Annotated in this window: 14 protein-coding genes; 10 read left to right on the top strand and 4 right to left on the bottom strand. The window is 72.6% G+C overall.

From position 1 onward, the window contains the following. Positions 1-32: 32 nt before the first annotated feature. Together IF19_RS0104530 and IF19_RS0104525 are read right to left on the bottom strand one after the other, a co-directional pair. Complete coding sequence (locus IF19_RS0104530; protein WP_030118164.1) at positions 33-1,049, bottom strand: DUF6215 domain-containing protein; 1,017 nt, start codon at positions 1,047-1,049, stop codon at positions 33-35. Between the two features lie 178 nt (positions 1,050-1,227). Continuing rightward, positions 1,228-1,563 (bottom strand): YnfA family protein, encoded by a 336-nt coding sequence (locus tag IF19_RS0104525; RefSeq protein WP_030118163.1) that lies wholly within the window; start codon positions 1,561-1,563, stop codon positions 1,228-1,230. Between the two features lie 153 nt (positions 1,564-1,716). On the opposite strand from IF19_RS0104525, the gene IF19_RS0104520 reads away from it, so the two are divergent. Then, positions 1,717-2,523, top strand: coding sequence for a FadR/GntR family transcriptional regulator (locus tag IF19_RS0104520; RefSeq protein ID WP_030121476.1), 807 nt, complete (start codon positions 1,717-1,719; stop codon positions 2,521-2,523). Between the two features lie 81 nt (positions 2,524-2,604). Here IF19_RS0104520 and IF19_RS0104515 read toward each other — a convergent pair whose 3' ends face one another. Then, positions 2,605-3,282 carry a DUF2238 domain-containing protein gene (locus IF19_RS0104515; protein ID WP_030118161.1) on the bottom strand — a complete coding sequence of 226 codons (678 nt, stop codon included), beginning with the start codon at positions 3,280-3,282 and terminating at the stop codon, positions 2,605-2,607. A 417-nt stretch (positions 3,283-3,699) separates the two neighbouring features. Between IF19_RS0104515 and IF19_RS1000000137560 the strand changes: the two genes are divergently transcribed. From IF19_RS1000000137560 to manD, 9 genes are all read left to right on the top strand, one after another. Next, positions 3,700-3,837, top strand: coding sequence for a hypothetical protein (locus IF19_RS1000000137560; RefSeq protein ID WP_156095447.1), 138 nt, complete (start codon positions 3,700-3,702; stop codon positions 3,835-3,837). Between the two features lie 162 nt (positions 3,838-3,999). Next, positions 4,000-5,172: a radical SAM protein gene (locus IF19_RS0104505; RefSeq protein ID WP_078580456.1), complete on the top strand. Its 1,173-nt coding sequence runs from the start codon at positions 4,000-4,002 to the stop codon at positions 5,170-5,172. Next, positions 5,169-6,287 (top strand): glycosyltransferase, encoded by a 1,119-nt coding sequence (locus IF19_RS1000000137555; RefSeq protein ID WP_030275986.1) that lies wholly within the window; start codon positions 5,169-5,171, stop codon positions 6,285-6,287. The genes IF19_RS0104505 and IF19_RS1000000137555 overlap by 4 nt, the downstream gene beginning before the upstream one ends. Positions 6,288-6,340: 53 nt before the next feature. After that, entirely contained in the window at positions 6,341-7,138 is a 798-nt protein-coding gene (locus tag IF19_RS1000000137550) for a class I SAM-dependent DNA methyltransferase (RefSeq protein ID WP_050490709.1), read from the top strand. Positions 7,139-7,199: 61 nt separating this feature from the next. After that, a complete protein-coding gene (locus IF19_RS1000000135335; protein ID WP_050493685.1) occupies positions 7,200-8,486 on the top strand; it encodes an MFS transporter in 1,287 nt (428 codons plus the stop codon). 279 nt (positions 8,487-8,765) lie between these two features. Beyond that, the gene (locus tag IF19_RS0104485; RefSeq protein ID WP_030118156.1) at positions 8,766-10,082 is read left to right on the top strand and encodes an ABC transporter substrate-binding protein; all 1,317 of its coding nucleotides are present in this window, start codon (positions 8,766-8,768) and stop codon (positions 10,080-10,082) included. Next, entirely contained in the window at positions 10,082-11,065 is a 984-nt protein-coding gene (locus IF19_RS0104480; RefSeq protein WP_030118155.1) for a carbohydrate ABC transporter permease, read from the top strand. The genes IF19_RS0104485 and IF19_RS0104480 overlap by 1 nt, the downstream gene beginning before the upstream one ends. Then, positions 11,062-11,907, top strand: a complete 846-nt coding sequence (locus IF19_RS0104475) for a carbohydrate ABC transporter permease (RefSeq protein WP_030118154.1) — start codon at positions 11,062-11,064, stop codon at positions 11,905-11,907. The genes IF19_RS0104480 and IF19_RS0104475 overlap by 4 nt, the downstream gene beginning before the upstream one ends. Positions 11,908-11,958: 51 nt before the next feature. Further along, positions 11,959-13,173: a D-mannonate dehydratase ManD gene (gene manD / locus IF19_RS0104470; RefSeq protein ID WP_030118153.1), complete on the top strand. Its 1,215-nt coding sequence runs from the start codon at positions 11,959-11,961 to the stop codon at positions 13,171-13,173. Between the two features lie 55 nt (positions 13,174-13,228). On the opposite strand, the gene IF19_RS0104465 is transcribed toward manD, so the two are convergent. Next, complete coding sequence (locus IF19_RS0104465) at positions 13,229-14,419, bottom strand: cytochrome P450 (protein WP_030121478.1); 1,191 nt, start codon at positions 14,417-14,419, stop codon at positions 13,229-13,231. Positions 14,420-14,462 lie beyond the last annotated feature (43 nt).

Below are 14,462 nucleotides of genomic sequence, written 5' to 3'. Positions count from 1 at the left end.
CCGCTCGGGCTCGGTCGTACGCCCCGGACCGGTCATGCCGCGCGTTCGGGGATCGCCGGGAGCACGGTCTCCGCGATGTCGAGGAGTGCGTTGTCGTCCGGAAGGGTCCCGGCGTCGCTCCACACGGTGACCTCGCAGTAGCCGCCCCGGTCCTTCCCGTCGAGGGCCACGGCCAGGTTTCTGGCCAGGGGTCCGTCGGTGACGGGCCCGCCGGTTCCGCCGCCGCCGAGGTCGATCTCGATCGCCATGGTGGGCTGCGAGAAGAAGACCGCGGTCCGGTCGAGGACGGTGGACTTCTTGACGTCCGTCTCGTTCCCGAACTCCATCAGCTTCACGTACTGGTCCATCGACAGCTTGTTGTAGGTGACCGAGACGTTCACGGTGTAGGTGTCGAACCGGACCTCGGCCACCGGCCGGGCCACCTTGCCGCCGGTCAGGGCCGCGGTGCCGTTGTCGCCGCTCGCCGTGGTCGCGATCTCGTCGGGCGTACCCAGGAGTCCGGCGAGGTCCGGCGTGTTGAGCGCCTCGCACAGGTCCGCGCCGGTGACCACGTCCGCCTTCTTGTAGGCGTCCGGCGTCTTCTCGCCCTTCGCGTCCTCTTCGCTCGGACAGGCGGCGGCGCGCGGCGTGCCGTCGCCCTCGCCCTCGGGGGGCAGCAGACGCGGCCCCAGCCACACCGAGGCGGCGAGCACCCCGAACACGGCGAAGGCGGCGAACACCTGGACACCGGCGTGGATTTCCTTCGGCGGGGCGGGCGCGGCGGGTGGAACCGGCGGTGCGGCGCTTCGCGCCGCGACAGGCTGCGGCTGTCCGGGAAGCCCCGCCTCGGCGGCCCCCGCTGAGGCGCCTCGACGCGCGCGGACCGCCTGGACCACCCGGTGGATGCTCACCGCGGCCAGCAGCAGGAACACCGCGCCGATCCCGGCGGGCGCCCACTCCTTCTCGAGGACGGCGATGTGCAGGAGGCGCAGGCCGATGACCGACCCGATCACGATGAGCAGAGGCTCCCGGACCCAGAAGGGCAGGAGGCGGAGGAAGAATCCGAGCACCCGGCGATCTCACCAGGGCGCGATCGCGCTGGCTGTGATGGAAGCCACAGTTCCGGCCCGGTACACAAACGTGATCAACCGTCGGCTTTCGCGGTACTCCCGGCGCCGGGCGCGGCGTTCGCACCGGGAGCCGGGCCGCATGGTCCGCCCGGGCTGTGGCGCGAGCGGATGTCGGCGGTCAACTGCCGCGCGGGGCGTACATGATCAGGGCCATGCCCGCGAGGCAGACGAGGGCGCCGATGACGTCGAAGCGGTCGGGGCGGTAGCCGTCGGCGACCATGCCCCAGGCGATCGAGCCGGCGACGAAGACGCCGCCGTACGCCGCGAGGATGCGCCCGAAGTTGTCATCGGACTGGAAGGTCGCTACGACGCCGTAGAGACCGAGGGCGATGACGCCGGCGCCGATCCAGATCCATCCCTTGTGTTCACGGATGCCCTGCCAGACCAGCCAGGCCCCTCCGATCTCGAAGAGGGCGGCGACGGCGAACAGGGCGATGGAGCGGGCGACGAGCACGACGGTGGTCCCTGGGGTTCTCGGGCGGGCGGGGTGGCGGAGAAGGCGGCGGTCCGGACGGACCTCACGGGAGAAGCCAACCCTCTCATCCGGTTCGGAGGTCGGGCCCGCCTGCCGCCTTCCCCGGCCCCGACCGGCCTGTACGCTGCGACCATGCAGCCGTCCGCCCCCTCCTCCCCGCCGGATTCGCCGCGGACGGGCCCGGTCGCGGCCCCCGGCCGGCGCGGCCTCCTGACCGAGCGCATCGCCCGTGACCTGGAGCACGACATCCGCTCCGGGGCGATCGCCGTCGGGTCGAAGCTCCCCTCCGAGCGGGAGCTGGCCACGCAGTTCGGCGCCAGCAGGAACGTCGTGCGCGAGGTGCTGCGACGGCTGGAGGCGCAGCACCTGATCGACGTGGCCCCGGGGCGCGGTTCCTTCGTCCGCGAGCAGTCGTCGGGGCAGGCGCGGGGTTACGACGCGCTGTACCGGGCGGGACGGCCGACGGTCCGGCAGCTGATCGAGGCGCGCATTCCGCTGGAGGTCGAGATGGTCCGGCTGGCGACCGAGCGCGCCACCGACGAGGACGTCGCGGCGATGCGGGCCGCCCGGGACGCCCTGGAGTCGGCGACCGACGTCGTGGTCAAGGCCCAGGCGGACATGGCGTTCCACGACGCCATCGCGGTGGCCAGCAAGAACCCGGTGCTGAGGATCATGCTCTCCTCGATCAGCGGGATGATGTTCGAGATGATGCTCCGCTCCAACTCCGACCCGTCGATCGGCGAGCCCGGGGTTCCGCACCACCCGGAGATCTTCGAGGCGATCGAGGCGCGGGACGTGGATCTCGCGTGCGCGCGGATGCGGGAGCACCTGACGCTGGGGCTGCGGACGTACGGGGCCGATCTCGACGTCCAGGTGGACACGATGGCGCGCAACCACATCGAGGCGCTGCTGGACCGGCCCGCGGACCGCCGGACCTGACCGCGACGGCAGCGGCACCCGTCAGCGGCCGTGGCCGCCCGGCGGGCGCGTGCCTGCCGCCGCCGGGCCGCCACGGCGGATTCAGCAGGCGGACGGCCTGTCCCGGCGGAGGCGGGCGAGGGCCCGGTCGTGGGCCCGGCTCAGGAGCAGCAGGGCGCTGATGGCGCCGATCAGGGCGCAGAACATGTCCCACTGGGTGTCCCAGACGTCCCCCTGCGTCCCCAGGAACGCGTCCGCCGCCTCGCCGCCGGTGACGGCCGCCAGCCACTCCAGCATCTCGAAGACGGCGCTGAAGGCGAGGCAGACGCAGACGGTGAGCGGTGCGAGCCAGCGGCTGCCGCGCAACGGGGAGGTGCGGACGAGGAGTTCGCGCACCAGGACGGCCGGGACGAAGCCCTGCACGAGGTGGCCGAAGCGGTCGTAGGGGTTGCGCTCCCATCCCAGCCAGTCGCGCACCCAGTCCCCTGCGGGCACCTCCGCGTAGGTGTAGTGGCCGCCCACGATGAGGACCAGGGCGTGCGCCGCCAGCAGCCCGCACAGCAGGCCGCTCAGCGGGAAGCGGCGGCGCAGCAGGATCGCCGCGGGCAGCCCCGCCATCACCCACACCGTCTCCAGCAGCCAGGTCGTCGGATCGGCCGCGCCGAACCACGACACGACGAGTGCCCCCGCCACCGCGAAGGCGAGGACGGCCGGCAGACGGCGCCCGGGTGACAGGCTCGCGTCCTGCGTCGGGGCGGGGACGGGGTGGGTGGCGGTCATCGCCTGCTCCTCGTGTTCGGGCGGGCCCCCACTCTCGGGCCGGAGGGCGGCCCCCTCATGAGTACGGGTACTCAACCACCGCTCCGCACCGCCCCGTTCGGGTGGGCGGGGTATGCGGTCCCGACCGGATCCGGGCCGTGTCCGACGCCGGTTCGTGGACGCTTCGCCGCCGATGACCGCCGCCGGTCGGCGTGAGCGTCCGCGCCCTCCGGTCGCGCGACGGCGGCCACCGGCGCCAGGACGCGAAGCAGCCCCGAGCAGGGGTCATACCCGTTCCATACGGCCGTCGTACCGCGAGCGAAGCCGGGGCTCCTAGCTTTCTTCTCGGCGGGCAACAGCCCGCCCCACACGGCCACAGTCGGCCGGGCCGCCCCGTCCGGGGCGCCACTGCGGTCCGACCCCTGAATGGAGATCACGATGGCGGAGTACACCCCTTCCGAAAAGTCCCCCGAGGTCGAGGCGCACAGCGCGGACGAGGCCGCCACGGCCCCGGAGCAGTTCCAGGACGCGTCCGAGATCATCTGCGGCGTGTACGACAAGGAAGTCCAGGTCTGACGGACCTGACGCTTCTCGACCCGGGCGTGCCCGGCGGATCAGGACCACCGGCCGTGGCAGGCGTCGCGGCCCCGGTCAGGATCCGCCGGGCACGCCCGGGGCCGGTCCGGCGGCTCGCCCCGCCGGTCGGCCTCGTCCCTGACGGCACCTGGAGATGTGGACATGGCGTTGCGAATCCTTGAGGGACGGTCCGGTGTGTGGTGCCAGGGCACGAGTGGCACGCTGCTGCTGCCGTTCTCGCACGCGGAGGACGGACTGCTCACCGCCGAGGGCCGCGCGGCGGTCGCCCGGTCCGGCATCGCCGAGGAGCGGCCGCCCCGCCGGTACAGCCTGACGGTCGTGACGGCGACCGACTGCAACCTCGGCTGCCCCTACTGCTTCCAGAACACCGCGCCGGCCGAGCCGGGACGGTTCGATCCGCCGCGGATCCCGCGCGCCGTGCTCGACGACGCGACGATCGAGAAGATCGCCGCCTTCACCGGACCCCGCATGCGGAGCGCCGGGACCGACCGGCTGTTCGTCCTGCTCTTCGGGGGCGAACCGCTGCTCAATCCGGCGGCCTGCCGGGCGCTCCTTTCCCGGCTGGGGCGACTGGCCCCCGTCACCGCCTCGATGGTCAGCAACGGCGTGCTGCTCACGCCGACCGCCGCCAAGTCCCTCAGCGCGCTCGGCCTGCGTTCCGTGCAGGTCACGCTGGACGGACCGCGCGATCTGCACGACGGCCTGCGGACGACGCGGGCCGGCCGCGGCACCTTCGAGCGCATCATCGCGAACCTGGCGGCGGCCCAGGAGACGACGGACCTGCGCTTCACGCTCCGTATCAACACCACGGCCGCCGTCCTGCCCCGTCTCGCGGACCTCGCCGACCAGTTGGCGGACCGTCTCGACGCCTCGCGGTGCGTGTTCGACGTTGCGCCCGTCCTCAACTACGCGGGGCTGTACGACGCCGGCATCGACCACACGGCCGCGGAGGTCTCCGCCGTGCTGTCCGGCTATGCCGCCGCCCTCGGCCGCGGTTTCGAGGTCGGCTGGCCCGGTGTGGGCGCCTGCGGCTTCTGCACCGAGCGCGACGGGACGACGGGAGCCGTGATCAACGCCGACGGGACGCTCTACAGCTGCTGGGAGACCATCGGCAAGCCCGGGTACGAGGTGGGCACCCTCCAGAACGGCTACACCGAGTATGCGGAGCACGCCTGGGTCAGCTGCGGGGAGTTCGCCGCCCGGGAGTCCACGACCGGCTCGGCGTCGTTCGCCGACCGGCTCACGGTCGGGTTGCTGGAGCTCCTGCGGAGCCACCGCCGGAGGGCGGCGGCGCTGATGGCGGGTGTGTCGTGAGGGCGCTGTTCTGCCCGCTCTCCGATCCCGGGTACCTGTATCCGGCCACGGCCGTCGCGCTGGAGACGCACCGGCGCGGCCACTCGGTGGCCATCGTCTCCTCCGGGCCGGCCGCGCGTGCCGCCGAGGAGGCGGGCCTGACCGTGCTGCCGCCGGACGGGTCCTACGCCGTGAGCGGCTGGTTCCGCTCCGCGTACGGGCAGTACGAGCACGTACGGCGGACGGTGCGGCGGACCCGGCCCGACGTCCTCGTGGCGTCGGTGCTGTCCCCGGGAGCACTCGTGGCCGCCGAGGTGCTGGAGCTGCCCGTCGTCGTGCTCGGTCTGGCCTGCCATCTGTGGCCGCACCGCGGGGACGGCGGTGAGGCCGATCCCCAGGACCGGGCCTGGCGCCTCGACAGCACGCTCGACGTCCACCGCGCGCTGCGCGCGGAACTGGGTCTGCGCCAAGTCGGCGCGGCAAGGCAGGACGCGCTGCTGGGCACGTCCTTCCTCCTGCGCGGCCACCCTTCTCTGGAGCCGCCGGGGGCGGAACTGCCCGCACGCGTGCGCCACGTGGGCCCCTGCTGGTGGGAACCGCCGGCCGACGAAGAGGAGCTCCACTCGGTACGAAGCCGGCTGGACCGGGTCGGCAAGCCCGTCGTGTACGTCCACCTGGGCCGGGTCTTCGGCGGCGAGAGCCTGTGGCCCTGGATCCAACGGGCCTTCACCGGAGGGGAGTTCCAGGCCGTCGTCGAGCTGGGCCGCAGCGCCGCGCCGCCCGGCCTCCCGGACGCGGCCGACGTCACCGCCGTACGGCTGCCGTGGATGTCGCCCCTGCTGGAGCGGTCCGCCCTGGTCGTCAGCAGCGGCACCAGCGCACCGGTTCTCGGCTCGCTGCTGCACCGGCGGCCCCTGCTGCTCTCGCCGAACGGCGGCGAGCAGGCCGTGCTGGCGGCCGCCTGCCGACGGGCGGGCGTCGCCGGCGTGCTCGACCGGACCCGTGGCGGCGGCCAGTTGCGCACGGCGGCCGACGACGACGTGACGACCGGCCGTGCCCATCGGATGTCGGACGAGCTCATCCAGGCCAAGAGCGAGTCCCGAGCCGCGCAGGCCGTGGAGGAAGCCTGCCGTTGACGCGGCACGGCCACCGCACCGCCCTCTCCCCCGTATACGGAAGGAACTGCCCCGTGACCATCACCCCCGCCCCCGCCGACCACGCCGCCGTCGCCTACGACACGATCGCGCCGTTCTACGACTCCATCACCCGGCACGACGACTACGACGCCTTCGCCGGCCTTCTGGAACGCCTGATCAAGGAGGCGGGTCCGGCCGGAACGCGTCTGCTCGACGCCGGCTGCGGTACGGGACGGAGCAGCGTCCTCTTCGCCGACCGCGGCTATCAGGTCACCGGATTCGACATCAGCGCCTCGATGATCGACATCGCCCGCGACCGGCACGCGGACACCGGAATCGACTTCCACGTCCACGACATCCGCGACCCGGCGCCGGGGCAGGGCCCGTACGACGTCGTGCTCTGCATGAGCGACATCGTCAACTACCTGGTCGATCCCGCCGATCTGGCGGCGGCGTTCACCCGTCTGTCGGCCGCCATGGCGCCCGGCGGCGTTCTGGTCTTCGACGCCAACACCGCCCTCGGCTACGACCTGATGAGGGAGCCGCACCTCGTCCGCGACGAGGGGCTGCTCGTCGTGCTGAGCGGAAAGCACCTGGAGTCCGGCGGCCGGTACCGGCTGACCGTGGACGCCTTCCGCGCCGAGGCGGGCACGGACAAGTGGATCCGCACCACGGCCGAGCACCATCAGGCGCACCACAGCCAGGAGCGGTTCGCCGAGCTTCTCGACGCCGCCGGGCTGCGGCTCGCCGCCGGCCGCGGGCTGCACATCTCCGGCAGCCTGTCCGACCACGTGGACGAGGCCGGCCACACCAAGGGGCTCTACGTCGCCGTGAAGCCGCAGACCTCCTGACCACGCTCCGCACACGTCCTGACGCCTCGGCCTCTCGACGTCCCGACCGGGAGGGTGTCCCTTGATCAACAGGAACTTCACGCTGCTGTGGACGAGCCAGGCGTTGTCCTGCACGGCCGGCGAGATGGCCGCGCTCGCCCTCCCGATGGCGATCCTGATCACGACGCGCTCCCCGGTGGACGCGGGGCTGGTGGCGACCGCGATCGGCGTCGCGGAGCTGGTCGCCAAGCTGCCGGGCGGACTGCTCGCGGACACGGTCGACCGCCGCCGGTTGATGATGTTCTGCGACGCGGCCCGCGCCGCACTGGCCCTGACCCTCGCGCTGGCCCTGGCCACCGGGCGGTTCACCACCGCGCTGGCCATGGTCACCGGGATCCTCACCGCCGTCCTGTCGACGATGTTCTCCCCGGCGGAAGGAGGGGTGATCCGCCAGATCGTGCCGCGCGAGCGGCGGCGTGAGGCGGTCACCACCAACATCGTGCGGACCAATGTGGCCATCGCCGGGGGGCCGCCGCTGGGCGGCGCCCTCCTCGGGTTCGGCGCCCCGCTCGTCTTCCTGATCGACGGCCTGTCCTACCTGGCCTCCTTCGGTCTGCTCTCCCGGATCCGGTACGTGCATCCGCCGGCGCCCACCGGCCCGGACCGGCCCCGCCGCGGGCTGCGGCACATGGGCGACGAGCTGACCCGCGGCATCCGGTGGGTCTTCCGCCGCCGTTCGCTGCTCGCCCTCATCGGCTTCGTCGCCTATCTCAACCTGCTGGGCCGCGCGGTCGAACTGCTCGCCGCCGTGCAGTCCTCCGACTTCGGCAGCGAGCCGGTGGCCGCGGGCGTCGTGCTCACCGCCGCCGGCTGCGGGGGCATCGCGGGCGGCGTCAGCGCCGGATGGGTGCTCAAGCGGCTGCGCCCGGCGACCATCATCGGTGCGGTCTGCGGTTCCTGGCTGGTGCTCATCCCGCTCACCGCCACCGGCCACCAGGTGCTGACGGTCGTCGCCGTCTTCACCCTGGTCTTCGCGTTGCCGCTGATCGGGGCGCTCGTCTCGCTGTCCGTCCTGCTGGACTCCCCGGCCCACCTCCAGGGCCGCATCTCCACCGCCACGACCATGCTCGCGGTGAGCATCGCCTGGATCGGGCCGGGGGCCACCGGATTCCTGATCGCGGGCCCGGGGGCGCAGACGGCCTCGCTGGTGCTCGCCGCGCCGCTGGCCTTCATGCTGCTGACGCTGTTGACGAGCGCCCGGCTGCGGGCCGCCTTCAACACGCTCAGCACCGGTGATCCGGCGGAGTCGCCGACGGAGGAGGAGCCCGGCGCGGCGAAGCGGGAGCACGGCCCCGTGAAGCCCGGCTGAGGCGTCGTCACGGCGGTGGCCGGGTCCCGGCCACCGCCGTGACGTCCGGCCGCCCTTCCCCTGCACCGATCCATGCGGCGCCCCGAACCGATCCATCCGGCGGCCTGAACCGATCCGTCCGGTGCGTGGAATATTTCCCTCCGGGTCTGGTCGGGGCGGTTTCCCTGCTGTTAAGGTCCCTCGTGACCCAACTGGTCCTACCAGTTGGACCAGGCCGACCGGTCCGGGCTCCGGACTGGCCCGGCCCGCGACACGTACCGCAGAGAAACGAGGACGAGGATGTCCACGAGCAGCCAGCTCCTGAGCCGGCGCGCCTTCGGCAGGCTCGCCGCGGGGGTCGCGGCGGCGGCCGGGGCGGGGGCGCTGAGCGCCTGTTCGACCGGGGGCGGTAGGCCGTCGGCCGACACGCCGTTGCGGATCATGGCGATCAACCACGTCTGGTCCCAGGCCGTCCGGCGTCGCACCGCCGAGTTCGAGGAGCGGATCGGGCGGCGGGTCTCGATGACGCTGCTCACCGCCGATCAGCTCGCCAGCAGCTACAACGTCAAGCTGAACGCGTCGGGCAGCGACGTGGACGTCATGATGGTCCGCGCGCTCCAGGAGCAGTTGCTCTTCGGGCACAACGGCTGGCTGGCCGATCTCAGCGACCTGGTCGCGGGCGACGGTTTCGGCTGGGACGACTTCCAGGACGCGCCGCGTCAGGCGTCGGTCACGGCCGGGAAGGTGCTGAGCGTCCCGGTGGTGACCGAGCGCCCCGCCCTCTACTACCGCAAGGACCTGGTGGAGGAGCTGGGCGGCCCGCCCCGGACGCTCGACGCCCTGATGGAGAGCGCCCGTGAGCTGACCCGGCGGGACAAGGGCTTCTTCGGGTACGTCGGCCGCGGCCAGCGCAGCGGTGCGGTGTCCCAGTGGTCGAGCTTCCTCTACTCGCACGGCGGGGACTTCGTCGTGGACGGGAAGTCCGGGATCGGCAGCGCCGAGGCGGTCGCCGCCTATGAGTACTACGGCCGTCTGCTGGCCGGATCCGGCCCGCCGGGGGCGACCAACATGAGCCTCGAACAGGCGATGCCGATCTTCGCCCAGGGCAAGGCCGCCTTCTTCGTCGACGCCGACGCGATCTACAGCAACTTCCTCGATCCGACGGTGTCCCGCGTGCGCGACACCGTCGGCTTCGCGCCCTTCCCCGCCGGTGCGGCCGGGGCCAGGCCGCACAACATCCCCTCCTGGAGTCTGGGGATCAACACCTTCTCCCGGCTGCGCGACGACGCCTGGGAGTTCATCCGCTGGGCGGCCGGGCCCGAGATGTCGGCCGCGCTCCAGAAGGAGGGCATACCCGGCGCACGTTCCTCGGTGTGGTCCGACCCGAAAACGCTCGCCGCCTTCCCACCGGAGCTGGCCGAGGCGATGCGGCTCAACGCGGAGCGCGGCGTGGGCTACGACCGGCCCCGCGTGCTCCAGGTCGGCCGGGCCCGGGACATCGTCGGCCGTCCGCTGGTCGCCGGCATCCTCGGCGAGTCCGTGCGCCCGGTCGTCCGCGACGCGGACGCCGAGTTCGCCGACTTCCTCGTCCGCGACAACCGCCACAAGGAGTCCTGATGCCCGCCACCGAGGCCACGGGGGCCGCCGCGACCACCCGGCCCTCCCCCGCCCGCGGCCCGGGCCCGGCGCCGTCCGGCGCGGAGAGGAGGCGGCAGCGGACCTTCGAGCAGGCCAACCGGCGGCTCAAGTGGGCCATGCTGGCTCCGGCCCTCCTCTTCGTCGGCCTGATGATCGTCTTTCCGCTGGTCTTCACGCTGAACCTCAGCCTCACCGACGCCTTCGGGGCGGTGAACGCCGACAGCGCCCACATCGGACTGCGCAACTTCGGCGACGCGCTGGGCGACACCCGCCGGTTCTGGCCGGCCGCCCGCCGCACCCTGGTCTTCACGGTCGGCGCCGTGGTGCTGGAGACGGTGCTCGGTCTCGCCCTCGCGATGCTGATGCGCAAGCCGTTCCGGGGGATGCGCTGGGTCCGTACCGTGCTCATCGTCCCGCTGCTCGCCACACCGGTCGCGATCGGCATCCTGTGGCTGCTGATCCTGGACCCGACCAACGGCATCGCCAACCACCTGATGGAGGCGGTCGGCCTGCCCCGGCAGGAGTTCCTCGGCTCGGTCGGGCAGTCGCTGCCGACGCTGATGCTCATCGACGTGTGGCAGTGGACGCCGATGATGACGCTGCTGCTCCTCGCCGGGCTGACCACGCTGCCCGAGGAACCGGAAGAGGCCGCCCTGATGGACGGGGCGAGCGCCTGGCAGCGCTTCCGGTACGTCGTCCTGCCCATGCTCGGCCCGACGCTGGCCACCGCCCTCGTCCTGCGCGCCGTCGACGCACTGAAGACGTTCGACATCCTCTACGCCACCAAGGGCGCGGGCGGCGGCTCGGACTTCGAGGTGGAGACCCTCAACGTGTACGCCTACGGGCTCACCTTCGACTACCAGGAGTACGGTCTCGCCGCCGCCGTCCTGGTCCTGTTCACGCTGTTCATCGTCGGTGTCGTGGTGCTGCTGCGCCGCCGGGGCGGAAGGAAGAACGCATGAGTGCCACCCTCTCCCCGGCGCGCTCCCGCCGCCGCCGGCCGTACGGTGCGTGGCTGCGCGGCACCGCCATCGTCCTCGTGACGCTGGTCTTCGCGCTGCCGCTGGTATGGATGTTCGCGGCCGCCTTCAAGACCAACGTCCAGGTCACCGATCCCACGGTCGGGCTGTGGTTCACCCCCACGCTGGACAATTTCCGGGCCGTCGTGGAGGCCGGGCAGATCGTGCGGTCGATGGGCAACTCCCTGCTCATCGGCGTGGTCTCGACGGTCCTGTCCGCAGTGATCGCCGTCCCGGCCGCATGGGCGGTGGGCCGGTTCTCCATGCACCGCACCGGCTCCGTGATCCTCGTGGCGCGCATCGTCCCGGCGATCTCGCTGCTCGTGCCCTGGTACTACCTGTTCGCGCGGATGGGCCTCGTCGGCTCCTACACGGTGCTGGTCCTCAGCCACATGTTCGTCTCGGTCCCCCTGATCATGTGGATCATGATCAGCTTCTTCGCGGGGCTGCCGGTCGAGCTGGAGGAGGCCGCGCGCACGGACGGGCTGAGCGCCTTCGGCGCGTTCTGGCGCATCACGCTGCCGCTCGCCGCCCCCGGCACGGCGACGGCGTCGCTGCTGGCCTTCGTCTTCAGCTGGAACAACTTCATGTTCGCGCTGGTCTTCTCCGACGACCGGACCCAGACCGTGCCGGTCACCCTGTTCAACTTCATCTCCTACGCGAGCACGGACTGGGGCGGCCTGATGGCCGCCGCCACCCTCATCACCGTGCCCGTGGTCCTGGCCGCCGTACTCGGCCAGAAGTACCTGGTCGCCGGCCTGACCTCCGGCGCCTCCAAGGGCTGAGCCACCGCTCTCCCGGCCCACGACTCCCACCTGCGGAAAGAGCATCCACGCATGAAGATCGTCGACGCGAAGGTCGTCGTCACCAGTCCCGGCCGCAACTTCGTCACCCTGAAACTGACGACCGACGAAGGGCTCACCGGCCTCGGCGACGCGACGCTGAACGGGCGGGAACTGGCGGTCGTCAGCTACCTCGCGGACCATGTCGTCCCCCTCCTGACCGGGCTCGACCCGCACCGCGTCGAGGACACCTGGCAGTCGCTGTACCGGGGCGCGTACTGGCGGCGCGGCCCGGTGACGATGGCCGCCATCGCCGCCGTGGACGTGGCGCTGTGGGACATCAAGGCGAAGGCCGCGGGACTGCCGCTGTACCAGTTGCTGGGCGGCGCGAGCCGGGAGCGGATCGGAACGTACGGGCACGCCAACGGCCGGGACATACCCGAACTGCTCGACTCCGTGCGGGCCCGGCTCGCCGAGGGCTACCCAGCCGTCCGGATCCAGTCCGGCATCCCCGGGCTCAAGGCGGTGTACGGGGTGTCGGACACCGACGAGAGCGGGGCGCCGGTCCTCCACCAGCAGGCCCGTCCCCTGGTGGAGGACTGGGACACGGCGGCGTACCTGCGGCACGTTCCGGCCGTCTTCGAGGCGGTGCGCGCGGAGTTCGGCCCCGAGCTGCCGCTGCTCCACGACTCCCACCACCGGCTCACCCCCGTCCAGGCGGCCCGGCTCGGCAAGGACCTGGAGCCCTTCCGGCCGTTCTGGCTGGAGGACTGCACCCCGGCAGAGAACCAGGAGGCCCTGCGCCTGGTGCGCCGGTCCACGACCACGCCGCTGGCCGTGGGCGAGGTGTTCAACACGGTGTACGACTACCAGGCGCTGATCACCGAGCAGTTGATCGACTACGTGCGGTCGGCGGTGACCCACTTCGGCGGGGTGACCCCGCTGCGCAAGCTCTTCGACTTCGCCGCGCAGTACCAGATCAAGAGCGCCATCCACGGCCCCGAGGACATCTCCCCGGTCGGCATGGCCGCCGCCGTCCACCTGGACCTGGCGGTGCACAACTTCGGCATCCAGGAGTTCTCCGGCCACACCCCCCTCACCGACGAGGTCTTCCGGCACGCCTACACCTTCACCGACGGCCACCTCCACCCGGGCGAGGCGCCCGGCATCGGGGTGGAGCTGGACGAGGAGCTGGCCGCGGCCCACCCGTACGCGCCCGCGTATCTGCCGGTCAACCGGCTGCACGACGGGACCGTGCACGACTGGTGAGCCCGGCGGGACCCCGGGGCCCGGCCACCCGCCTGCCGGGCCCCGGGCGGCGGCTCTACCAAGTGACTCCGAGGGTGCGCGGGCTGCGGGAGGTCGTCCCGGTCCGCCAGACGACGGCGCCCACGGGTTCGGCCAGGCGCAGTCGCGGGAGGCGGGCGGCCAGCCGGTGCAGGGCGAGTTGCAGCTCGGCGCGGGCCAGCCAGGCGCCCAGGCAGTAGTGGGGGCCCGCGCCGAACGAGAGCGTGGGGGCCTCCAGCGGGGCGAACAGGTCGTGGAGGGTGGCGGGCGGGAAGACCTCCGGGTCGCGGTTGGCCATGCCGCAGTCGGCGATCACGGTCGATCCGGCCGGGATCGTCACCCCGCCGACCTCGACGTCCGCGGCGGCGTGCCGGATGCTGCCCCGGTCGTCGCCGAGGGGGACGAGGTGGACGAGCCGGTCCACGACGCGCCCCGCGGCCTCCTCGTCGGCCCCGATGCGGGGCCAGGCGTCGCGGCGCTCGCCCAGGAGGTAGAGCAGCGCGTTGCCGAGCATGGTCATGGTGCTGTCGTGGCCGCCGACGACCAGCCCGCACACCAGGCTGACCAACTGCGCCTCGGGTACGCCGCCTTCGGCGTCGGCTGCCGTGACGATGCCGCTCACCAGGTCGTCGCCCGGCGTCCGGCGCCGCTCGGCGAGGAGTCCGGCCCCGAACGCGCTGAACTCCTCGATCGCGGCCGCCACGTGTTCGCTCTCGTGGGTGCCGTCGGAGAAGGCGTGCTCGCTCCAGTGCCGTATCCGGTCCCACGCCGAATCGTCCAGGCCCATGAGCCGGCTGATCACCGCCGCCGGCAACGGGAGGGCGAACTCGGCGACGAAGTCGACGGGTTGCCGCCTCGCCTCCAGCCGGTCGAGGAGTTCCTCGACCGTCGCGGCTATCCAGGGCCGCCATCGGGCGACGGCCCTCGGGGTGAACGCCCGCCGCAGGGTGCGGCGCAGCCGCAGATGGTCGGGGCCGTCCTGGTTGAACATGAGGTCGGGGTCGTTGACGAGGTCCGGTACGTCCGAGAGGGCCGGGGCGCCCACCGCGTACAGCCGCGCCCGGCCGAAGCGCGGGTCGGAGAGCACCTGGCGTACGTCGGCGTACCGGCTGACCAGCCAGGCGGGGGCGCCGCCCGGGAGTTCGGCGGGCCGGGGCGGGCCGGGTTCCTCGAAGCGCAGGCGGTGCAGCGGCTCCTGGGCGGGGGCCGTGGGGTCGACGGTGGTCAACGTGCCTCCTCGGCGGTGACGTCGGAGTGTGCGGAGGGCATGC

Source organism: Streptomyces californicus (assembly GCF_000717645.1).
Classification (GTDB): Bacteria; Actinomycetota; Actinomycetes; order Streptomycetales; family Streptomycetaceae; genus Streptomyces; species Streptomyces californicus.
This window is presented reverse-complemented; position numbering and strand designations above follow the sequence as displayed.